At 69.2% G+C, this 24,904-nt stretch carries 21 protein-coding genes and 1 other RNA gene; 10 read left to right on the top strand and 12 right to left on the bottom strand.

Annotated elements, in window-relative coordinates; all coding sequences use genetic code 11:
- Positions 1 to 57 precede the first annotated feature (57 nt).
- Positions 58 to 453 (bottom strand): TraR/DksA family transcriptional regulator, encoded by a 396-nt coding sequence (locus OV207_RS29880; RefSeq protein ID WP_193349367.1) that lies wholly within the window; start codon positions 451 to 453, stop codon positions 58 to 60.
- 26 nt (positions 454 to 479) lie between these two features.
- Positions 480 to 1,319 carry a deoxyribose-phosphate aldolase gene (gene deoC / locus OV207_RS29875; protein WP_267558454.1) on the bottom strand — a complete coding sequence of 280 codons (840 nt, stop codon included), beginning with the start codon at positions 1,317 to 1,319 and terminating at the stop codon, positions 480 to 482.
- A 113-nt stretch (positions 1,320 to 1,432) separates the two neighbouring features.
- Between deoC and OV207_RS29870 the strand changes: the two genes are divergently transcribed.
- Genes OV207_RS29870 through OV207_RS29860 form a run of 3 tightly spaced genes read left to right on the top strand, consistent with a single transcriptional unit; the run spans position 1,433 to position 4,316 of the window.
- On the top strand, positions 1,433 to 2,674 hold the full coding sequence (locus tag OV207_RS29870; RefSeq protein ID WP_267558453.1) for a ComEC/Rec2 family competence protein: 1,242 nt from the start codon (positions 1,433 to 1,435) through the stop codon (positions 2,672 to 2,674).
- Complete coding sequence (locus OV207_RS29865) at positions 2,671 to 4,056, top strand: ComEC/Rec2 family competence protein (RefSeq protein ID WP_267558452.1); 1,386 nt, start codon at positions 2,671 to 2,673, stop codon at positions 4,054 to 4,056. The genes OV207_RS29870 and OV207_RS29865 overlap by 4 nt, the downstream gene beginning before the upstream one ends.
- 17 nt (positions 4,057 to 4,073) lie before the next feature.
- Positions 4,074 to 4,316, top strand: a complete 243-nt coding sequence (locus tag OV207_RS29860; RefSeq protein WP_267558451.1) for a DUF3006 domain-containing protein — start codon at positions 4,074 to 4,076, stop codon at positions 4,314 to 4,316.
- A 122-nt stretch (positions 4,317 to 4,438) separates the two neighbouring features.
- Here OV207_RS29860 and OV207_RS29855 read toward each other — a convergent pair whose 3' ends face one another.
- Complete coding sequence (locus OV207_RS29855; protein WP_267558450.1) at positions 4,439 to 5,731, bottom strand: GYF domain-containing protein; 1,293 nt, start codon at positions 5,729 to 5,731, stop codon at positions 4,439 to 4,441.
- Positions 5,732 to 5,872: 141 nt separating this feature from the next.
- Here OV207_RS29855 and OV207_RS29850 point away from each other — a divergent pair, with 141 nt between their 5' ends.
- A complete protein-coding gene (locus OV207_RS29850; RefSeq protein WP_193349360.1) occupies positions 5,873 to 6,160 on the top strand; it encodes a TIGR02300 family protein in 288 nt (95 codons plus the stop codon).
- A gap of 142 nt (positions 6,161 to 6,302) precedes the next feature.
- Here the strand turns inward: OV207_RS29850 and OV207_RS29845 are convergent, their stop codons facing one another.
- A complete protein-coding gene (locus OV207_RS29845; RefSeq protein WP_267558449.1) occupies positions 6,303 to 6,452 on the bottom strand; it encodes a hypothetical protein in 150 nt (49 codons plus the stop codon).
- 175 nt (positions 6,453 to 6,627) lie between these two features.
- The gene (locus OV207_RS29840; protein ID WP_267558448.1) at positions 6,628 to 7,434 is read right to left on the bottom strand and encodes a carboxypeptidase regulatory-like domain-containing protein; all 807 of its coding nucleotides are present in this window, start codon (positions 7,432 to 7,434) and stop codon (positions 6,628 to 6,630) included.
- Positions 7,435 to 7,605: 171 nt separating this feature from the next.
- On the opposite strand from OV207_RS29840, the gene OV207_RS29835 reads away from it, so the two are divergent.
- Positions 7,606 to 8,343 (top strand): zinc ribbon domain-containing protein, encoded by a 738-nt coding sequence (locus OV207_RS29835; protein WP_193349357.1) that lies wholly within the window; start codon positions 7,606 to 7,608, stop codon positions 8,341 to 8,343.
- Positions 8,344 to 8,373: 30 nt separating this feature from the next.
- Positions 8,374 to 9,012, top strand: a complete 639-nt coding sequence (locus OV207_RS29830; protein ID WP_267558447.1) for a ribonuclease HI family protein — start codon at positions 8,374 to 8,376, stop codon at positions 9,010 to 9,012.
- Positions 9,013 to 9,090: 78 nt separating this feature from the next.
- Here the strand turns inward: OV207_RS29830 and OV207_RS29825 are convergent, their stop codons facing one another.
- The 3 genes from OV207_RS29825 to OV207_RS29815 are packed head-to-tail and all read right to left on the bottom strand — an operon-like array spanning position 9,091 to position 15,507.
- Positions 9,091 to 12,321, bottom strand: coding sequence for a type I restriction endonuclease subunit R (locus OV207_RS29825; RefSeq protein ID WP_267558446.1), 3,231 nt, complete (start codon positions 12,319 to 12,321; stop codon positions 9,091 to 9,093).
- Positions 12,322 to 12,323: 2 nt separating this feature from the next.
- The gene (locus tag OV207_RS29820; RefSeq protein WP_267558445.1) at positions 12,324 to 13,628 is read right to left on the bottom strand and encodes a restriction endonuclease subunit S; all 1,305 of its coding nucleotides are present in this window, start codon (positions 13,626 to 13,628) and stop codon (positions 12,324 to 12,326) included.
- Positions 13,621 to 15,507 (bottom strand): type I restriction-modification system subunit M, encoded by a 1,887-nt coding sequence (locus tag OV207_RS29815; protein ID WP_267558444.1) that lies wholly within the window; start codon positions 15,505 to 15,507, stop codon positions 13,621 to 13,623. Before OV207_RS29815 ends, OV207_RS29820 begins: the two co-directional genes overlap by 8 nt.
- Before the next feature lie 710 nt (positions 15,508 to 16,217).
- Between OV207_RS29815 and rnpB the strand changes: the two genes are divergently transcribed.
- An RNA gene (gene rnpB / locus OV207_RS29810) (RNase P RNA component class A) lies at positions 16,218 to 16,610 on the top strand.
- Positions 16,611 to 16,620: 10 nt separating this feature from the next.
- Here the strand turns inward: rnpB and OV207_RS29805 are convergent.
- Positions 16,621 to 17,184: a hypothetical protein gene (locus OV207_RS29805; protein ID WP_193349353.1), complete on the bottom strand. Its 564-nt coding sequence runs from the start codon at positions 17,182 to 17,184 to the stop codon at positions 16,621 to 16,623.
- A gap of 68 nt (positions 17,185 to 17,252) precedes the next feature.
- Here OV207_RS29805 and ftsY point away from each other — a divergent pair, with 68 nt between their 5' ends.
- A complete protein-coding gene (gene ftsY, locus OV207_RS29800; RefSeq protein ID WP_267558443.1) occupies positions 17,253 to 18,815 on the top strand; it encodes a signal recognition particle-docking protein FtsY in 1,563 nt (520 codons plus the stop codon).
- Positions 18,816 to 18,837: 22 nt separating this feature from the next.
- On the opposite strand, the gene OV207_RS29795 is transcribed toward ftsY, so the two are convergent.
- Complete coding sequence (locus tag OV207_RS29795) at positions 18,838 to 20,688, bottom strand: M1 family aminopeptidase (RefSeq protein WP_420715275.1); 1,851 nt, start codon at positions 20,686 to 20,688, stop codon at positions 18,838 to 18,840.
- Between the two features lie 122 nt (positions 20,689 to 20,810).
- On the opposite strand from OV207_RS29795, the gene OV207_RS29790 reads away from it, so the two are divergent.
- Positions 20,811 to 21,338, top strand: a complete 528-nt coding sequence (locus tag OV207_RS29790) for a hypothetical protein (RefSeq protein ID WP_324291576.1) — start codon at positions 20,811 to 20,813, stop codon at positions 21,336 to 21,338.
- Between the two features lie 46 nt (positions 21,339 to 21,384).
- Here the strand turns inward: OV207_RS29790 and OV207_RS29785 are convergent, their stop codons facing one another.
- Positions 21,385 to 22,368 carry a PEGA domain-containing protein gene (locus OV207_RS29785; RefSeq protein ID WP_267558441.1) on the bottom strand — a complete coding sequence of 328 codons (984 nt, stop codon included), beginning with the start codon at positions 22,366 to 22,368 and terminating at the stop codon, positions 21,385 to 21,387.
- Positions 22,369 to 22,451: 83 nt separating this feature from the next.
- Between OV207_RS29785 and OV207_RS29780 the strand changes: the two genes are divergently transcribed.
- Entirely contained in the window at positions 22,452 to 22,976 is a 525-nt protein-coding gene (locus OV207_RS29780) for a hypothetical protein (RefSeq protein ID WP_267558440.1), read from the top strand.
- Positions 22,977 to 23,110: 134 nt separating this feature from the next.
- On the opposite strand, the gene OV207_RS29775 is transcribed toward OV207_RS29780, so the two are convergent.
- Positions 23,111 to 24,637 carry a cellulose synthase family protein gene (locus tag OV207_RS29775; protein ID WP_193349348.1) on the bottom strand — a complete coding sequence of 509 codons (1,527 nt, stop codon included), beginning with the start codon at positions 24,635 to 24,637 and terminating at the stop codon, positions 23,111 to 23,113.
- Positions 24,638 to 24,904 lie beyond the last annotated feature (267 nt).

Below are 24,904 nucleotides of genomic sequence, written 5' to 3'. Positions count from 1 at the left end.
GTCGTTAGGAGGAAGGGGGCGCGCACCGCCGGGACGACCGTGCGCGGGGGTGTCGGCTCAGCCGTCGTAGTCGGTGAGGTGCTTGCGGCGCACGGGCCCCTTGGGCCCGTCCTTGTTGCCCTGGCACGTGACGCAGAACTCCGCGTACGGCATGGCCTTGAGGCGGCCCAGGGGGATGTCGTCGCCGCACTCCTCGCACTCGCCGAAGGCGTCCGGCTCCTCGCGCAGCTTGCCCAGGGCCTTCACCACGCGCGCCAGGGTGCCGTCGGTGTTGCGGTTCCGGCTGGAGGCGATGGTCTGCATCATCTCATTGAGGGGCTGCTCGTCCTCGTCGCCGCCCACCCGCGCCTCGTCGGTGCGGTTGGGCTCGATGCGCAGGGGCGTCTTCCCGGTCAGCTCCGCGTGGAGCGCGAGCAATTGCTGGAGGAAGTCCTCTCGCTGCTTCGGGGTCACGGTGGGCTCTCGTGTGCGCTGGAAGGTCAGTACTGCGCGGTGGAAATCTGCCCGGTGACGATGGCCACGGACGCGGACGCACCCAGCCGGTTGGCGCCCGCGCGCAGCAGCTTCACCGCGTCCTCCGCGGACCGCACGCCGCCGGAGGCCTTCACCCCCACCTCGTCGCCCACCACCGCGCGCATCAGCTCGATGTCCTTCACCGTGGCGCCGCCGGGCCCGAAGCCGGTGGACGTCTTCACGAACGCGGCGCCCGCCGCCTTGGACAGGGCGCAGGCGACGACCTTCTCCTCGTCGGTGAGGTGGCCCGTCTCCAGGATGACCTTCACCGGCACCGGGTGGCTGGCCTCCACGACCGCGGCGATGTCCTGGTGCACGCGCTGGTAGTCGTGGGCCTTGAGCGCGCCCAGGTTGAGCACCATGTCGATTTCGCGCGCGCCGGCGCGGATGGCCTCGCGCGCCTCGAAGGCCTTGGCCTGGGGCAGCATGGCGCCCAGCGGGAAGCCCACCACGGCGATGGGCACGGCGGACGCACCGGCCAGCACCCGCGCGGCCGTGGCCACGTGGCAGCTGTTCACGCACACCGTGGCGAAGCCGTACTGACGGGCCTCCTCGGCCACGCGCACGACGTCCTCGGCGCGCGCCTCCGGCTTGAGGAGCGTGTGGTCGATATAGGGCGCCAGGTCCTGGGCCTTCAGGAGGGAGGCGGGGTCGACGCGCGCGGTGGCCGTCTTTACCAGGGGCGGGCGCGGGGACTCCGGGCTCGGGGCGGCTTGCGTCTGGCCCTTCCAGGCGTGCAGGCGGTGCCGGGCCTGGTCGACCAGCTCTTCCAGGACGGTGAAGAAGGCTTCGGCGTCGGACGACATGCGGGCCCCTTAACCCAGTTCCAGGGCGCCGGGGAAGCGCTCGCGGGGGGAAGAGGACCGCCACCGGACGCATGGAGTGCCGCGAATGGGAGCGGGGCGGTAGAGTTCCCGCCGTGAAGGTCTTCGCGCGGCTGCTCGGTGTCCTGTTCCTCCTGCTGACGGCGGTGCCCGGCCTCGCGGCCCCTCCGCCCCCCCTCCCCGCCCCCGCGCCAGGGAGGCTCACGGTCTACTTCCTCGACGTGGGCCAGGGGGACGCGGCGCTCATCGTGTCGCCCACGGGCAAGACGGTGCTCATCGACGGAGGGCCCCCGGAGGCCGGGACGCGGCTGGCGGCGCGGCTGCGGGAGCTGGTGAAGCAGCCCCTGGACCTGGTCATCCTCACCCACCCGCACCTGGACCACCTGGGCGGCCTGCCCGCGGCGCTGAAGGCGGTGGGCGCGAAGCGCTTCATGGACCCCGGCTTCGACCACCCGAGCGAGGCGTACCGCGACCTGCTGGACTTCGTGGGCCGCGAGGTGGGCCAGGTGATGACGCCGGAGCCCAACCCGTCCTCGCCCCAGACGCTGCTCACGGTGGGCCTGGGCGAGGGCGTGGCGCTCACGGTGCTCTGGCCGCGCATGCCCCAGGAGCCCTTCCTCACGAGCACGCGCTCGGACGCGAACGCGAACTCCATCGTCGCCAAGCTCACCTACGCGAAGACGGCATTCCTCTTCACCGGCGACGCGGAGCCCCCCACGGAAGATCTGCTCATCCAGAAGCCCCTGGACCTCACCGCCACCGTGCTGAAGGTGGCGCACCACGGCGGCAAGCACTCCTCCACCGCGGCCTTCCTGACGCGCGTGGTGCCCCAGGCGGCGGTCATCTCGTGCGGCGCGGGCAACGACTACGGCCACCCGAGCCCGGAGGTGCTGGGCCGCCTGGAGGACGTGCACGCCCGCACGTTCCGCACCGACCAGGACGGCGAGGTGATGGCGGTGAGCGACGGCGCCACCGTCACCCTGCGCTCCAGCAGGGGCGGCGCCCCCACCACGACCCTGTCCGGCGCGCAGCAGGCGGGAAGACCCGTGGCGCTCGGGCCCATCCAGCCCACGCCGGAGCGCCGCCCCGGCCGCGCGGTGAAGCCGGAGCCGGAGCCGGAAGGCCCCCGGAAGAAGCCCAAGGCCCCGCCGTCAGCCCCCGCGCCCGCGAGCACGCCCGAGGACACGGGCCAGAACTTCGTGTCCCTCAAGGGCAGCAAGGTGTTCCACCGCGAGGCCTGCTCGACCTTGAAGCGCTCGAAGAACGAGCGCACCGTCTATTCCCGCCGCGCTGACGCCCTGCGCGAGCGCCGCCCCGCCGAGGATTGTCACCCATGAGTCCCCGCATCGCGCTCGGAGTGGGCCTGCTGCTCGCCGCGCTGGCGTGCAAGCCGCAGCCGGAGGCCCCGAAGAAGGCGCCGGGCCCGGAGAAGTCGCGCTACTTCGGTGGCGCGCCGGACGGAAAGCTGCACGTCTACTTCTTCGACGTGGGCGCGGGAGACGCCGCGCTCATCGTGTCGCCCAGCGGCAACACGGTGCTGGTGGACTCCGGCCCCGCCTCCGCCGAGTCGCACCTGGTGAACCGGCTGCCGGAGCTGCTGCGCCGGGAGCTGGACCTCGTCGTCCTCACGCGTCCGGATCCGAAGCACCACGGCGCGCTGGACGCGGTGCTCAAGCGCGTGGGCGCGCGCCGGCTGATGGAGCCGCAGCTGCCCGACACGTCCTCCGCCTACGACGCGCTCCTGGGCGCGGTGGGCTCTCGCGGGGTGCAGGTCTTCTCCCCGGCGTCCTCCGCGACCACGCCCCAGGAGTCGGTCCGCCTGACGCTGGAGGACGACGTGAACCTCACGGTGCTCTGGCCCCGCGCCCCCGCGACGCCGCTGCTGAAGGGCGCGCCGGACGCGGAGGGCCGGAGCGCGGCGAACTCCATCGTGTTGCGCCTCACGTACCGGGACACGTCGGTCCTCTTCGCGGGCTCGGCGCGCGCGGAGACGGAGGAGGCCCTGCTGTCACGCGGGCTGCTGGGGTCCGCCACGCTGCTGAAGGTCGCCTCGCCAGGCGTGGCCGGGGCCAACTCGCAGGGGTTCCTGGAGGAGGTGCGTCCGCAGGCCGCCGTGTTCAGCATGGACGACGGCCTGGGCAAGGACGCGAAGGTGCGGGACGTGCTCGCGCGGCTGAAGGGCGTGGGGGCGAAGGCGTTCCGCACGGACGTGAATGGCGAGATGCACGCGGTGAGCGACGGCAAGCAGTTCGAGTTCGTCCTCCAGCGCCCCACGCCGGGCGAGCCCTTCTCCGCGCAGCGCAGCGTCTTCCCGGGCGTGGATCCGCGTCCGGCGCTCGTGCGGACGGCGAAGCCTCCGCCGCCTCCGGCGGTGAAGCCGCCTCCGCCCGAGCCGCCTTCCGTGGAGAAGGCGGAGCCGGCGCGCGCCACCGGGACACCCCGCGCGTCCTCCCCGGGCCGGGGCGGCGGTGAGATTGACGTGGACGACCTCCCCACCGCGAACGCGCGCATCCCCGGCCGGACGGAAGCGCCGACGCAGAAGACGCGGACCTCCAGCAGCGCCCCGATGGGGGGCTACGTGGGGAGCAGCAGGAGCGACAAGTTCCACGTGCCCGGCTGCTCGAACGCGAAGAAGATCCTCGCGAAGAACCTCGTCCGCTTCAAGACGCGCGAGGAGGCGGCGAAGTCGCGCATGCCCGCGAGGGACTGCAACCCCTGAGTGACGGAGCCCGCACCATGCCCAAGGCCACGGTGGACCGCATCGAAGAGGACGTCGTCGTGCTGGTCGTGGACGGCCGCTCGCTGACCCGCGCTCTGGCCACGCTGCCGGCGGGCGTGCGCGAAGGGGACGTCGTGGACCTGGAGACGGGGACGGTGGACGCCGAGGCCACCGAGGCCCTGCGCGCCGACGTCCGCGCCGCGAGGGAGCGGGCGAAGCGCGGCAAGAAGCCTCCGCCGGGCGGGGACTTCGACCTGTAGGGAGCACCGGGCATCGCGCCAACGGCGCCTGCTCGACGTGCCGGGTCATCCGACCGGAGCAGGACGCGCCAGGACGGGCCTGCTCCCCGCGCGGCGCGGAGCAGGCCCACCTCCCAGGTCGGCTACGGCGTGTTGCCTTCCGCCGGGGCCGCGGGCTCGCCACCGGTCGCCTTGCCCGCGGGAGGCGGGGCGCCTTCCGCCGGAGCCGCGGCCTCGGTGCCCGTGGGAGGCGCCGAGGGCGGGACGCTTCCGCCCGCGGGAGGCGCCGCGACGGGGGCCACGCGGGGCGGGGCCTTGCCCATGGCCTTGTCGACGAGCTCCGCCAGCGGGGGCGGCAGCATGTTCATCGCCCCGAGCACGCCCAGCGCCACCACCGGCAGGACGATGAGCAGCAGCAGCACCAGCGCCACCACCTTCAGCGGGCTGCGCCGAGGGGCCACGACGGGCCGCTTGCGGGCGGCCTTCGCGTCCTCCACCGCCTCGTCCTCCTGCTCTTGCTGGTCGCGGTCGTCGTCGCGCGTCTCGTCCAGCCGCGCGTCCTCGTCGTCGCCGGCCTCGCCCCGGTTGCCGGGCAGGTCCAGGTCGGAGAACAGCTCGTTGAGGGGCGCGCCCGTCGCGGCGGGCGCCGCCTCCACGTGTCCCCGGCGCGGGGCCGGAGTGGAAGCGGGGACGGGCGAATGACGGGGGTCCCCATAGAGGGTGCTGTCGACCTCGTCCTCGTCGCCGTCGCGCTCCTCGGGCTCGGAGTCGGCCGCGGACGGCCCGGGCTCCGGCTCGGCGTAGAAGGCCTGCGGGGGCGGCTCCGGCTCGCGGCGGGCGGGAGGCGGTGCACGCGGCGCCGCGACGGCGGCCACGGGCGGCGGCTCTGGAGGCGGCTCGGCCGGCGCGGCGGGGGCGAACAGCGCCGCCAGCTCCGGGATGTCCGAGCCCCGCTTCCAGTCCGGCATGCCCTGGCGCCAGAAGAAGCTGCGCGCGCTGATGGTGCCCGCGGCCATCCAGTCGGCCACGGCCGCCTCGTCCAGGGGGCCCTCCTGCTTGTTGCGCACCATCACGAACCAGGGCGCCCCGGCGGTCTGGCGGGGAGGCGCGGTGCGCGTGGGCTCGTCGTCCCAGGGAGTCTGGGCGGCGGCGGCGGGAGGACGGGCCAGGGGTGCGGGAGCGGTGGCCGCCGGTGCCGCGACGGGCGCCGGGGCTGGGGCGGCGGCAGCAGCGCCGCCCCCCGCGAGGGAACGTTCCTGGGCACGGATGCGCTCCACGTCGGCGAGCGACACCACGCGGGTGCTCTCCTCCTCGGCGGGACCTTCAACGGAGATGACGTTCTGGCAGTTCTTGCAACGGACCTTGACCGTCTTGCCGCGGACCTTCTCGTCCGCAATGGAGTACCGCTTCTGGCAATTGTCGCAGGTGAAGTTCAAAGGGGTGTCCGGCTCTCGGGGGAAACCGGCACGGATGCTACCGCCAGAAATCCCCCGTGCAAACACACGGTTGACTCTGACCGTGGGCCCAACTATTCAGCCGCCCTCCCATTTATCTCTAGCGTCGATCAGGGTGGGTGCATGCCGGCGAAGGATCTCGGGAACAAGCACGTCTGCTTCAAGTGCGCATCGAAGTTCTACGACTTGAAGAAGCCGGACGCGATCTGCCCCAAGTGCGGGTCGAACCAGCGGGACGCCCCGGCCCCCAAGGCTGAGAGCAAGCGCGGTCGCCTGGCGGCCACCCCCAAGGTCATCGAACCGACGGAGCCGGAGGAGACCCCCGCCGCCGAGGACGAAGAGGCGGAGATCGAGACCTTCGGAGAAGACGAGGACGCGGAAGCGCCCGCCGACGAGGACGAAGAGATCTAGGCGGTTCGCGCGATTCCAGGTTTCCAGGGCCCCTCGAGCTTGCTCGGGCGGGCCCTTCTGCTTTTTCCGGGGCCTGCCCGGAAGCGCTCGGCGGGGCGGGGGCTGGCTTCGTGCCCACCCGCCCCCCTGCGTCAGGTGTGGCTCAGGCGCGCGGGACCGAGGCCACCGACAGCTCGGTCAACACGCGGCGGATCTGCTCGTACAGGCCCTGCCCCATCTCCTGCATTCCCGCGGGCCGCGTTCCCTTGCGGCGGGCCCCGGGAGGCACCTGCGGGACTTCGCTCGGCGCCATCGGTCGTTTCCTGGGCTGATGCATGACTCGTCCCCCTCGTTCGGAAGTTTCCAGCTTCCGAGAAAGCAATTTTGCCACCAAGACAGAAAACTGACCAGGGGCTGTTCTTCCAGGCACTTGTACGGCGCGTCGGCGCGGTGATTGCGCCGGGGTGCTTCAGGCCGCGACAGCGGTGTCAGGGAGGGCCTTCCCTGCCCGGGGTTCCCTGATGGAACGCGGCCGCGTCCCAAGCTTCGTCGATTTTCACCGTTTCGCCGGCTCGGACGGTGACCGTCTGGGAGCGGGCGGGGAGCCGATCATGCCAGAAGACGAGGGTGTGGGAGCCCTCCGGGACCCGGAGCCGGAAGCGCCCGTCCGGGGCGGTGGTGGTGAAGTACGGGTGGTCGAAGGTGCGGACCACCGCGCGCATCCAGGGGTGCACATCGCAGCGGATGTGGACGGTGCCGGGTGTGGCGGGCAGCGGGCGGCGCAGCGTCATCCCCTCCAGCGGCATGCCCACGTTGAAGACGGAGCGGTTGGTCCCGAACTGGGCGCGCACGTTGTGCACCAGCGGGTCGGAGTTGCGCAGCACCAGCTCCGTGCCCGCCCGCGCGGCGAGCGACGGAGGCTCATAGGAGCACTGCTTCTGGTCCAGCACCGGGGCGGGGGCCGGCGACTCGGGGGCGGGCAGCCCGGCGCCGTCCTGGAGGGAGACGACGGCGTGGGCCAGGGCGCCCTCCGCCCCCACGACGAGCGAGCGGTCCTGTGCCTGGTCGCCGCAGACGTGGGCCACGGTGGCGGAGGTGGCCAGCACCGGGGCCGGGGGCGGCGTCCCCGTCAGGCGCACCCGGCCTTCGATGTCCCCCCACCTGACAGGTCCCGTGGGGCGCGGGGCCGCGGTGGCGGCGGGAGGCGGGGCCGGGGGGGCGGCGGGCGGTGGGGGCTCGCGGCAGGCGGTGGCGGCGAGCAGGAGGACAGGGGCCAGGAGGCTTCGGATGGGCATGGGGAACACCCGCCCCGTCTAACGGGTGCGTGAAGCGGATTCAAACGCTGGAGGGGCGGACAGAAAGCGCAGGGATGGAAGGTCGCCCATTTGGGCGTTGGAACCCCAGCACCCTTGTTGGTACAAGAGTCGCGCCGCGCGTCGGTGCGGCCGTGTTGGGAGGCAGCAAACTTGCGGGAGAAACTGAAGGCCCTGGCGGAGCTGCAGAAGGTGGACCTGGAGGTCGCCTCGCTCCGGAAGGCGGCGGACGTGCATCCCCGCCAGATTTCCGATCTGGAGCGGGAGCTGGGCGTCGCGCGCAATGGCATTGAAGCCGAGCGCACACGCGTGGCCGACCTGGAGAAGCAGAAGGCCCTGCTCGAGCAGAACATCACGGACGAGAAGGACAAGGTGAAGAAGTGGGAAGCGCGCCTGTCCGATCAGCGCTCCACCCGTGAGTACTCGGCGCTCGCTCGCGAAATCGATATCGCGAAGAAGGGCATCCTCACCCAGTCCGAGGCGCTCACGGAGAAGGTGAAGGAGCTGGGCGGCGCCCGCGAGGCCATCAAGGGCAAGGAGGCGGAGTACGCCACCAAGCTGCAGGGCCTGTCGGGACGCATGACGGAGCTGCGCGGGAAGCTGGGCGAGTCCGATTCCCAGGTGAAGGAGCTGGAGGGTCGCCGCGCGGACGTGGCCGCGAACGTGGACGGCACGCTGCTGCGCCGCTACGAGGTCATCCGCAAGAAGAAGCTGCCCGCCATGGTGGGCGTGGTGGCCGGCACCTGCCAGGGCTGCAACATGAACCTGCCCCCGCAGATGTACAACGCGCTGCGCACCTCGCTGGGCACCGACGTGTGCCCCTCGTGCAACCGCATCATCTTCGCCATCGAAGCGCTGCAGGAAAAGGCCCCGGACTCCGCCGAGAAGTAGCGGCGCGGTTCCCGAGGGTCGTTTCATCCCATGCCGACCCCTTCGCTCGTCGACCTCCTCCGTCACATCGCGCGTGAGGAGCCGCTGACGGCGACGGTGCGCGCCTTTCGCGGGCTCACCCGCGAGCACCTGGGGCAGCTCCTGGACGAGGCCGCCGACGCGCTGGGCGGAAGCACGCCCGGTCCGGCCGCCTCCGAGCCGCTGGAGGCTGCCGCGCCAGCGGCCCCCTCCCCTGCTCCCGAGCCCGTCACCCCAGGTAGCGTGGTGACGCGCGTGCGCGTCTATTCGGACGGTGCGGCGCGCGGCAACCCGGGCCCGGCGGGCGCGGGCGCGGTGCTGATGGACGCGCAGGGCGCGGTGATTGCGCGCCTGGGCAAGTTCCTGGGGCACCAGACGAACAACTACGCCGAGTACGCGGGGCTGCTGCTGGGGCTCCAGCACGCGAGGGCGCTGGGCGCGCGCGAGGTGGAGGTGTACGCCGACAGCGAGCTGCTCATCCGGCAACTGGATGGGCGCTACCAGGTGAAGAGCCCCACGCTGAAGCCCCTCTTCCAGGAGGCGCGGGCGCTGCTCAAGACGTTCAGCAAGGTGAAGCTCGCCCACGTGCCCCGCGCGCAGAACGCCGAGGCGGATGAGATGAGCAACCGCGCCATCGACGAGCGGATGTAGTCCGCCGACGGCGCCGGGGTTCAAGCTCGCGGGATCTCTTCCGCGCGGATGGGTTACCGCGTCAGCGACTGGCCGCGTTCACTTCCGAGGCCGACGGGGCCTCGGTTGCTCCGGGGATTTCGTCATCTTCGTTTCCGGTTCGGCAGCCATCGGGAGCGTCGCCGCCCCCTGCTCGTATCGAGGCACGGGCAGGTGAACCACGGCGCCAGCATGAACGGAGTCCGCAGCGACTTGCTGCACCAGCAAACCATCCTCCGCCCACGTCTCGCAGAGCCGTTCAGCCTGCTCCATCACCGTCTGGGTGGCTCCCTCCTGGCGCTCCGGCGGGTACTTGTACTTGCGGAGCAACCGCTTCACGAGAGTCCGGAGCTTGGCTCGGGCGGACTCCCGCTGCGTCCAGTCGATGGTCACGCTTTTGCGGAGGCTGTCGGTCAGCTCACGGGCCATGGCCTTCAGCACCGGTTCGCCCATGAACTGGAGGACCGCGTCGTTCAGGCTCAGCGCATCGTAGAAGGCCAGCTCTTCGTCCGAGAGCCCCAGGTTCTCGCCTCGGGCCTGCGCGTCGCGCATGTCCTGGGCGAGCTTGATCAGCTCGTCGATGACCTGCGCCGTCTCGATGGCCCGGTTCCGGTACGTCCGGAGCGCGCGATCCAACATTTCCGAGAAGGCCCGTGATTGGACGAGGTTGGTCCTGGAACGGCGCTTCAGCTCGTCGTTCAGGAGCTTCCGGAGCAACTCCAAGGCCACGTTCCGTTGGGGCAGCTCCCGGACTTCCGCGAGGAACTCGTCCGACAAGATGCTGATGTCGGGCTTCTTGAGGCCGGCGGCACTGAAGATGTCCACCACCTCGTCCGAAGCCGCCACGGCGCGACTGACGATCTGCCGGATGGCGTGATTGAGATCCTCCTCGGGTTTGGCGTCCACCTCCGCTCGCTTCACCAGGGCGGCCTTCACATATTGGAAGAACGCGACCTCATCTCGGACCCGCAGGGCCTCCTCATGAGGCACCGCCAGCGCAAAGGCCCGGCTCAGCTCCGTGACGGTCTGGACGAACCTGTCCTTCCCATCCTCCTGCTTGAGGATGTGCTCTTGAGCCGTTGGGAGGAAGTTCAGGAGCACCTTCGGAGCGCCCACCGCCGGCCGGTAGTCGAGTCCGTGGAACATGTCCTGACAGACCTCGAACCGCGCCAGCATCGCCGCCACGGCCTCGCTCTGGTCGATGGCCGTACTGCCCTTGCCGCCAGCCTGGGTGTACGTCGCCAGCGCGGACTTGAGCTGATCCGCGAGCCCCAGGTAGTCCACGATCAGGCCGCCGGGCTTGTTCTTGAAGACCCGGTTGACCCTGGCAATGGCCTGCATGAGTCCGTGGCCGCGCATGGGCTTGTCCACGTACATGGTGTGGACACAGGGCGCGTCAAAGCCCGTGAGCCACATGTCCCGGACCAGGACCAGCTTCAGCTCATCCTTGGGGTCCTTGAATCGGGTCGCGAGCGCTTCGCGCTTGCCCTTGCTTCGGATGTGCGGCTGCCAGTCCAGCGGATCTGATGCCGAGCCGGTCATCACGACCTTGATGGTTCCCTTCTCGTCGTCATCGTCGTGCCACTCGGGCCGAAGCTTCGTCAGCTCACGGTACAGGTCGACACAGATGCGCCGGCTCATGCAGACGACCATGGCCTTGCCATCCATGGCTTCCTGGCGCCTCTCCAGGTGCTGCACCAGATCGCGGGCGATGACGGAGAGCCGCTTCTCCGTGCCGACGATGGCTTCGAGCTGGGCCCATCTGCTCTTGAGCCGCTCGCGGCGGACTTCCTCCTCGCCTTCGGTAACCTCATCGAACTCCTGGTCGATGTGCGGTCGCTCCGATTCCTTCAGCTCCAGCTTGGCGAGGCGCCCCTCGTAGTAGATGGGGACCGTGGCGCCATCCTCGACCGCCCGCTGGATGTCGTAGACGCTGATGTAATCGCCGAAGACGGCCCGGGTGTTCTTGTCCGTCGTCTCGATGGGCGTCCCGGTGAATCCGATGAAGCTGGCACCAGGAAGCGCGTCTCTGAGATGACGAGCGAACCCGTCGATGAAGTCGTACTGACTCCGGTGGGCCTCGTCGGCGATCACGATGATGTTCCGGCGATCCGAGAGGAGCGGGAAACGGTCGCCCTTCTCCTCGGGGGCGAACTTCTGGACGGTCGTGAAGACCACGCCACCACTGTTGACCCGGAGCTTCTCCCGGAGGTCGGCCCGGTCCACGGCCTGCACGGGCTTCTGGCGGAGCAACTCGTGGCAACGACTGAACGTCGCGAAGAGCTGGTCATCCAGGTCATTGCGGTCCGTGAGCACCACCAGGGTGGGGTTTTCCATCCTCGGATGCAGGATGACCTTCCCCGAGTAGAAAGCCATGGTGAGGCTCTTGCCACTGCCCTGCGTGTGCCAGACCACACCGACCCGGCGATCCCCCTCTGGACGGGCCGCTTGCACGGTCGCATCGACAGCACGCTGGACGGCGTGGAACTGGTGGTAGCCGGCGAGCTTCTTCACGACCTCCGCGCCGTCCTCCTCGAACACGACGAAGTGCCGGATGAAGTCCAGGAGCCGCCGCTTCTCGAAGACGCCTCGGACGAGAACCTCCAGGCCCAGGAGGGTGGTGGGCGCCAACGCCTCCCCTTCGATGGTGCGCCACGGAGCGAACCGTTCCCGGTTTGCAGTGAGGGAGCCCAGGCGTGCTTCCAGTCCGTCGCTCACGACAAGGAGTTCGTTGAACCGGAACAGCGATGGAATGTCCTTCTTGTAGGTCTGGAGCTGATGAAAGGCCGTCCAGATGGTGGCGTCCTCGGCAGCGGCGTTCTTCAGTTCGAGCACCGCGACCGGCAGCCCGTTCAGGAACACCGTCAGGTCCGGCCGACGGTTGTGGCCAGCTTCGATCACGGTGAACTGGCTCATCACCAGCCAGTCGTTGTTCTCCGGGTCCTCGAAGTCGATGAGCCGCACCCGGTCACCGACGACTCGACCGTCTCGAAGGTACTCGACCTCGACTCCCTCAACGAGGAGTCGGTGGTTCCTTCGGTTCTCTTGAACCAACGTGGGATGTTCTTGGGCCAGTACCTTCCGGAGGGCCTCGTCCAGCGCCGCCTCTGGTATGTCGAGGTTGATCCTTTCGACTGCAGCGCGGAGCCGATTCCCAAGGAGGACCTCGCCGAGTCCGTGACGGTCAGGACCGGGCTCGTTCTTCTGACCGATGACGATCGAGTACTGAAGCTCCTCGAAGTAGCGAAGCGCCTCCTCCTCGGCCACGGACTCTGTGAGGTTTGGGCTCATGCTCAAGCGCTGGCCGTGAGTTGGGATTCGGCGTCGCGGATGCGAATCTCGCCAGAGAGTAGTTTCGGGAGCAATGATTCGCGGAGGCTCGAAAGTGCTGCTGACTCCCGCGCCGCAGATGCCATCCTCGCAACAAAGGTTTGAAACAGCCGATCAAACGCTTCAGGAATTTCTGACGTGGGGGGCGCTGCAACTTTGAAGCGGGCTATGTCTTCCCAGGCAACGCGAGGCATCCTCGTTCCCGAAGAGACGTTCGAGGTGTAGTCGATGAATTCGTTCCGGGTCAAGTGCCCGAGAGCCCATCCAAAGTGCGTTCGTTGGGCAGCCTCAATCACCAGAATGTCTGATGAACAGACGCCCTCAACAAGCGTCACACCCACTTTCTTGAAGTACGGCCTGAGCCTACCAAAAAGAATTTGCCCTTTTTTGAAGGCGAGTTTTGCGCTCGTAACCTTCGATATCGACTCCCAAGTATCGAGACAGATCGAGCCACGAGGCATGTGCTCCAATCCGATATATGGTGTTTCTGCCGGTAACCGGGAAGGGTCGACTTGCTGACGCCGATTGAGAACAAAATCACCGAGACTCGACACACGCCAGCCGTATGGAATATCCCCCAGTTCAGAATTCACAAACCGATTGGGGAACAGCGCCGCCGTAGCCGCATCCATGACCTCGGGCTGGAGACCCTCTGCCTTGGCTCTGACCGGTTCGAAGTCCACAAACCAGGACTGAAACAGCGCCTGGGCCATGGCCTCCAGGGTCCGGTTCATGCGGAGGTTGAGTTCGATCTTATCGTCAAGCGAACCAAGCAACTCTGCGATGTTTCTTTGCTCATCGAGAGGAGGAACGGGAAGAAGAACGCGTCGGAGTTCGCTCTGCCGGATTCCAAGGACAGTAGTCCCCGTAGCTCGGGCATGAATTTCGCGCTGAACTGGGACTGACTGCAGTGCAAATTTAAGGAACGTATTGTCGAGCAACGCCGGATTGCCACGCAAAAGAATTATGCGCTGAGCAAGCGCAATTCTGACGGCATTCACCTGAGCAACTTCGCCGAGCGGAGCTTCGGTAGTGATGAGCACGTCACCGACTTCAGGCAAGCCTCTGCGCATCCAGGCGTCGTATTCTTCCTCTGCGATGAACTCTTGCTCCTGCTCAAGAAGACGGCCACCTTTCACCACTTTGGCTGTGATAAGGGGAACGCCGAAGTCAGTCTTACTAGGACTTTTTCCTCGGTAGTCGATAATCGCGTTCATACAGTTTTCAAGCGGGATCTCACGCCAACCATGGACCAGAGACTTATCCATTAAATAGTTTCCCCAGAGAGGCCCTGATGCGAAGCTCAAGGGTGTGCGATTCAACGAAGTGAGACTCAAGACGGGCCGAGAGGGCATCAATCCTGGCAGCGAACGGTTCAGCGTCGTCCTGCACATCCTCGGCGCCGACGTAGCGGCCCGGCGTCAGAACGAACCCGTGGCCGGTAATTTCTTCTAATCGTGCTGTCTTACAGAAGCCGGGCAGGTCTTCGTATGTGGCGGATCCTTTGTCTCCGCGCCATGCGTGGTACGTGCCTGCGACGCGGGCGATGTCTTCTTCGGACAGCTCTCGATGGGTCCGGTCGGTCATCCGTCCAAGCTTCCGGGCGTCGATGAAGAGGGTCTCGCCGCGTCGGTCTCGGAAGCGGTTGCTCTTCTTGTCCCGACTCAGGAACCAGAGACAGACGGGAATCTGGGTCGAGTAGAAGAGCTGTCCCGGCAGGGCCACCATGCAGTCCACAAGGTCTGCCTCAATCATGGCCCGGCGAATCTCCCCCTCCCCGCTCTGGTTCGAGGACATGCTGCCATTCGCAAGCACGAAGCCAGCGATGCCGCTCGGCGCCAGATGGTGGATGAAGTGCTGGACCCAAGCAAAGTTCGCGTTGCCGGCCGGTGGCACCCCGAACTTCCAACGGACATCCTCGCGCAGACGGTCCCCACCCCAGTCGCTGTCGTTGAATGGCGGGTTGGCCAGCACGTAGTCAGCCTTCAAATCCTTGTGCTGGTCGCGATGGAACGTGTCCGCGTTTTCCGCCCCAAGGTTCGCGTCGAGTCCCCGAATCGCGAGATTCATCTTGGCGAGCTTCCAGGTGGTCGGGTTTGACTCCTGGCCGAAGACACTGATGTCCCCGAGTTTTCCGCCGTGGGCTTCCACGAACTTCTCACTCTGGATGAACATGCCTCCGCTGCCACAAGCAGGGTCGTAGACCCGGCCTTTGTACGGCGCGAGCATCTCGACGAGCAACTTCACCACCGAGCGCGGCGTATAGAACTGGCCGCCCTTCTTGCCTTCGGCGCTGGCGAACTCCGAGAGGAAGTACTCGTAAACCCGGCCAAGGATGTCCTTGCTACGGTTCTCCCGATCTCCGAGACCGATGCTGCCGATGAGGTCAATCAATTCACCAAGGCGCTGCTTGTCGAGGCCCGGCCGGGCGTATTCCTTCGGCAGCACGCCCTTGAGGCTGGGGTTGTCTCTCTCAATGGCAACCATCGCGTCATCCACCAGCTTGCCGATGGTCGGCTGCTTCGCTCGGTCCTGGAGATGGAACCAGCGAGACTCCTTGGGCACCCAGAACACGTTCTCGCCCCGGTACTCGTCCGGATCCTCGGGATCGGCCCCCTGATCGACCTCGGCCAGAAGCTGAGCCCGGCGCTCCTCGAAGGCATCGCTGACGTACTTCAAGAAGATGAGGCCCAGAACCACATGCTTGTACTCGGCGGCATCAAGGTTGTTGCGGAGCTTGTCCGCCGCCAGCCAGAGCTTCGCCTCGAAGCCAAGGTCGCCGCCGGTCTTGTCCGTGGCCTGACGCCGCACCTTGGGCTCCACCACCGCCGCCACGGCAGGTGCCTCCTCCGCGAGCGGCAGAGGCACCTGTTCCGAGTCCCCCATCCCGAGGATCCTCGCGATCAGCACATCCTTCTCGCGTCCTCCACGGTCGAGATCCAGTGCGTCACAGATCTTCTGGAGTTCCTCGCGCTTGAGCAGGCCGAGCACGTCGGTGAACTCCAGGCTGCGAGACCGAACCAGGGCGTTGACGTGGTTCTCGACCACCCGCTTGTCCCCAACATCGAGACTGAAATGCGCGGTGAGGGCGATCAGCCGGTCGCGGGGAAGCGTTTCAAGCGCGGAGCGGCGTTGCTGCGGAGTCATTCGGATTGGGGGAGCCATCTGCCCGAAGAGTACCGCAGGATTGGATCGGTCCCTCGCTCGGATTGCCGCTCTTCCGCATTCACACCCACCCGACTCTGTGGGATTTCGCAGCGGATTCCCGTGCAACTTCGGACCGGTATCAACCTGCACGCCGGACCCAGGAGCGGCTGGACTCACGGGCACAGGGCCGCCAGGCACAAGCGACCCAAAGCAGCCCGTCGGCCCCCATCTGTTGCTCAAATACCCAAGTTATTTCAGGGAGTTGAACAACATCCTCTCGCTACTTATTATCCGCTAAATTAATCCATGAGAGGGGCACCTCGACATCGCCTCCGTCATGGAGAGCCTCAAGGAAGGCGCACGCGGATCCGGATCCCGCACGGCTCCCGCTTATGTGGAACCTCTTCGAGGGCGTACCCAAGTTCTACCGGGACGGCTTCGAGCAGGGAGCCCTCGCGGATAGCGCGCCTGCGCTGCTGCGGCGCATGTTCATCCTGGGCTCGGCGCAGCTCCGCAACGAAGCGGAGAACTGGTTTCTGCACGAGTTGCGTGGCCGCTACCAGGTGTGGACCTACGCGCGGAGCCCCCCTGCAGCCTCCCACTGGACCGGACGTTCGCCCGCCGGAGCTTCGCCGGGAGGCACTACCGGACGTCTTCCCTCCCCCGGCAGTGGACCCCCGGGTGTCGCCTGTTGTATCCCCGTGGGTGCCGGAGCGGTCCGGGTGAACGCCGGCCATCGCAGGCATGGATGGCGGGAGGAAAGTCCGGGCTCCACAGGGCAGGGTGCTGGCTAACGGCCAGTCGAGGCGACTCGCAGGAAAGTGCCACAGAAAACAGACCGCCTGTCCTCGAAGGGGGCGGGTAAGGGTGAAACGGTGCGGTAAGAGCGCACCGCGTCCGGGGTGACTCGGACGGCTCGGTAAACCCCACCTGGAGCAAGAGCCAATAGGAACGCGTCCTCGAAAGAGGACAGGGATGGCCCGTCCTACGCGTTCGGGTTGCTCGCTGATGAGGTCCCTGGGCAACCAGGGCCCTAGACGAATGTTCATCGCCCATCCCGAAAGGGGTGGGGACAGAACCCGGCTTACAGGGCCGCTCCGGTTTTTTACCCTGTCATCCGCCCACGGGGACCTGCGCCAGCAGCAGGCGCCCCTTGCCGTCGTTGCGCACCGCCTGCGGGTTGGTGATGGGAAGCCGCGAGTCGTTGCGCGGCTCCCACAAGCCCATCCACACGTTCACCGCGCGCGGCGTCGCGCCCTGCGGCAGCGCGATGACGAACTCGTCCTTCACCGTCTCCCCCACCTTCCACTGCGTCGTGGGGTACAGGCCGCCCGCGGGCTTGTGGTCCACGTTGAGGCGCTCCATCCGCCCGTCCGCGTCCTCCACATGGACGAAGACGAGGTAGTCCTCCTCCAGCGGCTGGAGCACCTTCAGGAACACGGTGACGCGCGCCTGATCCCCGGTGGGGATGCGGCCCGGCTGCACCGATGCTCCCACCACCTCCACCTTGCCCCCCAGGTTGGCGCCGCTGCGGATGGCCAGCGGGGGCACCTGCGTGACGGTGGCCGCGCGGCGCTCCTCGGGGCTGGCCCCTCCGGGCGCCTCCACGATGCAGGCGCTGGCGGTGCCCAGCAGTACGAAGGCGGACAGCAGGACGTTCAGGGGCGGAAGGCGCATGGCGGAGCGCGGTTCTACCCGGCCACGGGCGCTGCATCCAACTGCGCGTTGGTGTATGCGGAGCGGCGATGAAGACCCCGAACGCCCTCGACGCCCTGCTCGCGCAGGCGCCCCCCGCCCCCGCCCCCGTCCCCACCACCCCCGGTGGCGGCACGACGCAGCCGGGCACGGGCACCCCGCCCGCGGACACCGGCCTCACCGGCGGCGACGTGGTGGGCATTGGCGGCGCGGCCCTCTTCGTCCTCCTGATGGTCCTCGCGGCCCGCAAGCTATTCGGCCGCAAGCGCCCGCCCGAAGCCCCCCGCAAGGCCCCGGAGCAGGCCCCCCAGCTGCCCGCCGAGCGCCCCGAGCTGCGCGTGGAGCTGCCGCCCTCCGACACGGAGCTGGCCCTGCGCCGCGACGCGGAGGACGCCCACGCCCGCACGGAGGACCTGCGCCGTCAGCGCGAGTCCGCGTCGCTCGCCATCCGGGGGACGAAGGACAGCGCCGAGCGCACCCGCCTGGAGGCGGAGGTCCGCACCCTCAAGGAGCGCGAGGAGGAGGCCAAGCGCGTCGAGTACCGCGCCAAGAAGGCCGTCGACGACGAGACGCGCGAGCGCCGCAAGCGGGAGCAGGCCGAAGCGGTGCGCCTGCGCGAAGAGGCGCTGGCCCAGGAGGCCGCCCAGGCGGAGGCCGCCCGTCAGGCCGAGGCCGCCGCCCAGCGCGCCAAGGTGGAGGCCGAAGGGGGCCGCACCCTGGCGCAGGGCCTGGACCGCACGAAGAGCCAGGGCTTCATGGCCCGGCTCAACGGGCTGTTCGGTCAGCAGCGCGAAGTGGACGAGTCCGTGCTGGCGGAGCTGGAGGAGATCCTCTTCACCGCCGACATCGGCGTCCGGACCGCCAACCACCTGGTCGAGGTGGCGCGCGAGAAGCTCAAGCGCAAGGAGCTGAGCGACCCGGAGCGCATCAAGGGCGTCATCCGCGAGGAGGTGGCGCGGATGGTGGACCTGCCCGTGCCGCGCTCGCTGGAGGGCGGCGGCCCGCCTCACGTCGTGATGGTGGTGGGCGTCAACGGCGCCGGCAAGACGACGACCATCGGGAAGCTGGCCGCGCAGCTCACCGGCCAGGGCAAGAAGGTGGTGCTCGCCGCGGGCGACACCTTCCGCGCCGCCGCCACCGAACAACTGGACGTGTGGGCCGAGCGCGCCGGCGCCCAGCTGGTGAAGGGCACCGACGGCGGGGACCCCGGCGCCGTCGTCTTCGAGGCGGTGAAGAAGGCCCAGGCGGAGGGCGCCAGCGTCATCATCGCGGACACCGCGGGCCGGCTGCACACCAAGGCCCCGCTCATGGAGGAGCTCAAGAAGGTCAAGCGCGTGATGGACAAGGCGCTGCCCGGCGCGCCCCATGAGGTGCTGCTCGTGCTGGACTCCACCAACGGGCAGAACGCCATCATGCAGGCCAAGCAGTTCCACGAGGCCGTGGGCGTCACCTCCATCGCGCTCACCAAGCTGGACGGCACCGCCAAGGGCGGCGTCATCATCGGCATCTGCGACGAGTTGAAGCTGCCGGTGGTCTGGGTGGGCGTGGGCGAGAAGATCGCCGACCTGCGCCGCTTCGAACCGCGCGAGTTCGTGCAGGCCCTGTTCGACTGACGGGCCGCGCCTCGCGCGGGAGTCACTGCCCCATGAGCTGGGGGATGAGCTCCTCCAGCAGCTGCTGCGTCTGGGCGTCCAGCTTCACGTCGCCCAGGCCGCCGCCCATGGCGTCCATCAGGCCCTTCAGGTCCCCGCCGCCCAGGTCCTCGTCGCCGTGGGCCTCCTCCCACCAGCGCGTGCGCAGGGCGCCCAGCGCCTTCGCGTTCACGGGGCTCGCCTTCGCCAGCTCCTGCGTGAAGCACGTCCTGCACGCCCACTTGAAGCGGTACGTGTCCACGTAGGCGCGCAGGGCCTTGAAGAAGGCTTCGTCCCCCACGAGCTTGCGCGACGCGTGGTGCAGGAGCGGCGCCTTGCCGTACACGAGCGCGCCGTACTCCATCTCACCGCCCTGGAAGTCGCCCGCGGGCCGGTCCGCGCGGCCGTCCTTCCCGCCCGACATGCGGAAGAGCTGGTAGGGCATCACCAGGGCCTCCTGCTTCAGGGACTCGGCGGCCTGCGGGCCGTGGGCCCATTCGATGTAGAGGAGCGCGGCGTACTGCGCCAGCGACTCGTCCACCACCGGGTCGCGGATGGGGTCGGAGCCCACGAGCCCCGCGAAGTACTGGTGCGCCACCTCGTGCGCCACGGTGAACTCCAGCGTGCGCTCCAGCGAGTCCCCCAGTTGGGCCATCAGCCCCGCCCCCTGCGCGCCCAGGAAGGCCTGCATCGCTTCGTCCATGCCGGGCATGCCCGCGAGCAGCTGCGAGGAGTCCCCCTTCGCGCGGTAGAGCGACGTCGCCACCGTGACGAGCCCCGGGAACTCCATGCCGCCCGCGCCCCCGCTCAGGGGCGCCTGCACCACGCGGAAATGGGTGTAGGGCAGCGGGCCCAGGCGCTTCTCGAACTCCGCCAGCGCCTGCGACGCGTACTTGAGCACGCGCTTGCCCACCGCCGCGTCCTGGGGCGCGAAGTGGCTCTCCACCGTGACGGCGTTCACCGTGGCGGTGGCGGACTGGTAGCCGCGCGTCACCAGCACCGGGAAGTCGCGCACCGCCGCGGCCGCGAAGCTGTAGCGCACGCGGCCATCGCGCTCGGGCACCTCCCCCAGCGGCGTCCCGGTGGCGTGCGCCGCCCAGCCCGCGGGCACGGTGAGCGTGGCCAGCACGTGCGCGGGTTCGTACAGCGCCAGGTCCCCCTGCCCCTGTGGCCCCGCCCACGGCCGCCCCTGGCCATCCACCGGGGGCACCTGCGGCACCACGCCCACCAGGCTCACCACGTCCGCCGTGGCGGAGAAGGCCCCGTGGTCCTCCGCGCCGCCCTGCTTGCCGCCGCCGCCCATGAGCCCGCCCAGGCCAGCCAGCGACTCCGCGCCCGGCGCCGCCCGGGGCACCGTGCCCTTCACCGCGACCTCCAGCGACACCGCGCCCCCCGGGGCCACCGGCGGCGCCACCGCCACGCGCAGCAGCGTGGGCTCCGGCCCCGGCTCCAGCGTCACGGCCCGGCCGTTGAGCTTCGCGCCGGAGAGCGTCACCTGGCGCGAGCGGGCGTTGGGCGTCAGCCGCAGGTACAGCTCGGTGAGGGGGGCGGGGCCCTTCGCCACCAGCTCCACCTGCACCTTGCCCCAGACGCGCCGCTCCTTCGGCTCCACCTCCAGTTGCACGCGGTAGCGCGGCACGGACTCCAGCGGCCCCAGCGCCCGCGCGGCCCGGTCACGCTCCGAGGGCTTGAGGTGCTGCAGGCAGAGCTGGACCTCCGGCGCCACGCTTCCCGCGCCCATCACGGAGGCTGGAGCCGGGGCCGGCGTTGTCACTGGCGTCGCGCGGGGAGGTGCCGCCGCGGCCGGTCCTGCGACGAGCACGCACAGCAACCACCACCCGGGGAAGGTCCTCATGGGGGCATGCTAATTGACCCGCTCCAGGGGCGCTCGCTACAAGCCTGCCTGTGCTCCACCCGCGAACGTTGACCGCCGCCGCCGCCGTTGGCCTCCTGGCCGCCTGTGCCAAACAGGTTCCCGTGCCCGCCGCCGCCGCCGTGTCGGCCCAGCCGCGCTCGGTCCGCCTGCTCACCAACACGCCCGAGCGCGAGACCGCGAGCCTGGAGAAGCGGCGCGAGGACGTGGAGGTGGACACGCGCGAGGGCGAGCGCACGCCCCGCGTCGTCGCCACCGGGGAGACGCAGCCGCTACGACTGGACGGCGCGAGGGCCCGCCTCTGCGGGGACGAGGCCTGCACCCAGGGCTTCGCCGTGGACAACTTCCTGCTGCTGGAGGTGCTGGACGCGAAGGGCAAGGTGTCGCGCCGGGCCGCGGTGGGCTTCACCGACAGCGTCTTCATCGGCAACGAGCAGGTGGACAACCTGGGCCGGCACGCCTTCACCTTCGAGCCCAACGAAGTGGACATCACCGAGCTGCTGCCAGAGTCGGAGCCCTTCCGTCTGCGCGCCACCGCGCTGGACTTCTGGGGCGTGGGCCGGGTGACGGCCCTCTACCTGCGGCTGGAGCCGGGCGCGGGCCGAGGCGAGGACGACCTGCGGGGCCAGTAGGCAGCAGGCCCCTCGCGGGCCCGACGTCAGGGCCCGCCGCGCGACGTCAGAAGCGCAGCGCGCTCGCGGGCATCCCCGAGCGCAGGCCCGCGCCGATGGTGCCGTCGCACTGCCCACCGCAGACGTCGACGTTCGGGTCGAGCGCCGCGGGGCCCCGGGTTACCGCGTAGGCGGCACCCGCGCCAGCGGCCACCACACCCACGCCCACCCAGACGTACCAGCGCTGGTACCACGCCGTGCCGCCCTCCTCCTTCAGCTCCGGAGGCTGCTCCGTGCCCAGCGCCAGCCCCGGCTGCTCCACCGGTCCGCCCGGGGTCGCCGCCGGCTCCAGCACCGCGTTGCGCGGCACGTCCGAGTCCGCCACCGGGCGCAGGCGGCCTTCGACCACGTAGAGCTGGCCGGCGCGCACGACGATGTTCTTCACGTCCTTGAGGCCCGGGGCGCGGAACTCCACCTCGTGCTGGCCCGGGCTGAGGGTGTAGTTCTCCATCGGCGTGACGCCGACCTTCACGCCATCCACCAGCACCGTGGCGCGCGGCACGTCCGCGCGCAGGGTGGCGACGCCCGTCGCGACCTCCAGGGCCACCGTCACGTCCGTCGTCTGGCCCGGCACCAACACGACGCGCTGGACGAAGTCCGAGTAGCCCGGACGGCGCGCCACGACGCGGTGCTCTCCCGGCGGCAGCTCCACGGGCGACTGGGGGTTCACCTCCACGTCATCCACGGTGACCTTCGCGCTGCGCGCGTTGCTGCCCAGCTTGAACGCCAGCAGGGACTTCGCGGCCTCGGGCGCGGCGGTGGGCGACACCGCGGGCGTCTTGCCCGGCTTCACCTTCTTGCCCACGCGCTCCTTCTTCGGAGCGGGCTTGCGCTTCACCGCCTTCGGCTTCGGCGTCTTGGGCCGGGCCTTGGGTGTCGTCGGCGCCTCCTCCTCGGGAGCCATGAGGTCGTCGGTCTCCTGGGCGAAGACCGCGGACGGAAGCGTCAGGGTGGCGACGAGCGACAGGACGGCGAAGCGGCGAAGGCTCATGTCGATCCGAAGGTTAGAGAGTCATCCCAGGGGAAGCAAACACCGTCCCACGGGACCCCGGGTTGGGAGAATATCCGCGCCCCATGCACCGCGCCCTCGTCACCCTCCCGCTTGGCCTCTGTGTCCTCTCCCTCACGGCCTGTCCGGCCAAGGCCCCGCCCCGGGTGCAGACAGCCCCTGCCTCGCCGCCCGCCGTCCGCGTCCCGCCGGGCTGCGAGAAGAACCAGTCCGGCGACTACTTCCACGCGCAGAACCCGGCCTTCCGCTACCTGGGCCAGGACGACGGCGGCACCCTGACGCTCGCGGTGGTGCGCGCGTGGGCGGACGGCGGCGTGGAGTCTCCGGACGCGGGCTCGGTGGGCATCGTCCTGCACCGCACCCCGGACGGCTTCGTGGGCGAGACGCGCGCCACCGGCTTCACCGGCGCGGGGACACCCTGCCCCGTCGCCTTCCCCACCGAGGCGGTGGCCTGCGCCGACACCGGCCTCACCCTGCGGGCCGCGTCCAGCACCGCCATCGACGAGGGCTGCCGCCCCGCCACCTCCGGCCCGGCCCCCGTGCGCCAGGAGCAGGTGCTGCTGCGCGGGACGCCGGACGCCGGCCTGTAGGTCCGCCCGGGCCTCCGGGCCTCCGGACCCATGGCGCCGTGCCGGAAAAGCACCGCGCCGCCGTCCCTGCTTCCGGGAACTGGAAGAGGAAGCGGCGGCGCGAGCTGCTTGGGAGATGACGGCCCGGAGGGACTTCAGGCCGCCTGACGCGGCTGCTCCTCCGGGGAGGTCACGGCGGGGGCGGACTCGGCCACCTTCACCCGGCCCACGAAGCCCTGCAGCAGGCTGGACACGCCCACGTACAGGAAGCCCGCCTGGAACAGGACGATGAAGGGCACCGACGTGTAGATGCGCGAGTCGATGGCGAACCACAGCGCCCCGGTGAAGTACGCGGCGAAGAGCAGCTCCACCACCGGCATCAGCGTCTTGCTGCCGCGGTAGCTCTTCTTCACCGGCGCCTTGACGCTCTTGCCCTCGGCGCCCGTCTTCGGCGTGCGCGCGAAGCCCGACTGCTGGTTGAGCAGCGCCTCGCCCACGGCCTTCGCGTTGTTGATGGCCAGGCCGATGCCCAGGCTCATCAGGAACGGCAGGTACTTGAAGCGCTCCCAGCCGGTGGCGCCGCGCTCGCGCTGGGCGGCCACGTAGAAGACGCAGACGCTGGCCGTCGCGGTGATGAAGAAGGGCAGGTCCAGGAACAGCGTGCCGTACAGGCCGTGCTGGAAGCGCACCACCATGCTGATGGGCATCAGCACCGACAGCAGCACCATCAACAGGTACGCCATGTTGTTGGTGAGGTGGAAGAACGCCTCGCGCTTCACCAGCAGCGGCAGGTCGCTCTTGAGGATGGTGGGCAACAGCTTCTTCGCCGTCTGGATGGAGCCCTTGGCCCAGCGGTGCTGCTGGCTCTTGAAGGCGTTCATGTCCACCGGCACTTCGGCCGGGGAGATGACCTCCGGCAGGAACACGAACTGCCAGCCCTTGAGCTGCGCGCGGTAGCTCAGGTCCAGGTCCTCCGTCAGCGTGTCGTGCTGCCAGCCGCCCGCGTCGGAGATGGTGCCGCGGCGCCAGATGCCCGCCGTGCCGTTGAAGTTGAAGAAGCAGCCGGCGCGGTTGCGCGCGGTGTGCTCGATGATGAAGTGCCCGTCCAGGAAGATGCTCTGGGCCTGCGTGAGGATGGAGTACTCACGGTTCAGGTGGCCCCAGCGCACCTGCACCATGCCCACCTTCGCGTCCGCGAAGAAGGGCACCGTGCGCATCAGGAAGTCGGGGCTCGGGACGAAGTCCGCGTCGAACACCGCCACGTACTCGCCCGTGGCCAGCTTCAGGCCGTTCTCCAGCGCGCCCGCCTTGTAGCCCTGGCGGTTGACGCGGTGGATGTAGACGATGTCGTGGCCCTTCTGGCGGTGGCGCTCCACGCACGCACGCGCGATGCCGCACGTCTCGTCCGTCGAGTCGTCCAACACCTGGATTTCCAGCAGCTCGCGCGGGTAGTCGATGCGGCACACCGACTCCACCAGGCGCTCCACCACGTACATCTCATTGAAGATGGGCAGCTGGATGGTCACCCGAGGCAACGCGGCGAGCGTTCCATTCGGAGTGGGCAGCTTGAACTTGTGGCGGTAGTACAGGAACGCCATGCGATACCGGTGGGATCCATAGACCCCCAGCACGCTCAGCAGGCTGAAGTAGACAGCCAGGAAGATGATCTCAACGGTGGTCATCGGTGACGCTCAGCCCCTCCCGCTGGCCCTGTCGCCAGCGGTCCTACCAGACGTGGCGGCATGCCCGACCGACCCGCTCACGCTGACCGCCGCCTGCTGGGTCCGCTGAGCCCCGCCCCGTATGTGCCCGAAAAGACTAGGCTTTAACGTTCCGACTCCTGATCGCGGCCGGACAATAGGGAGGCACCCGGGTCGTGTCAAACTATTCCCCGGTTTCGAGACATCTGGAAGGGCTGGTTTGACGCGAAACGTCATCCCGGTCTTCCC

Source organism: Corallococcus sp. BB11-1 (assembly GCF_026626625.1).
Lineage (GTDB): Bacteria > Myxococcota > Myxococcia > Myxococcales > Myxococcaceae > Corallococcus > Corallococcus soli.
Note: the sequence above shows the minus strand (reverse complement) of the source record. Positions and strands in the feature narration are given on the sequence as shown.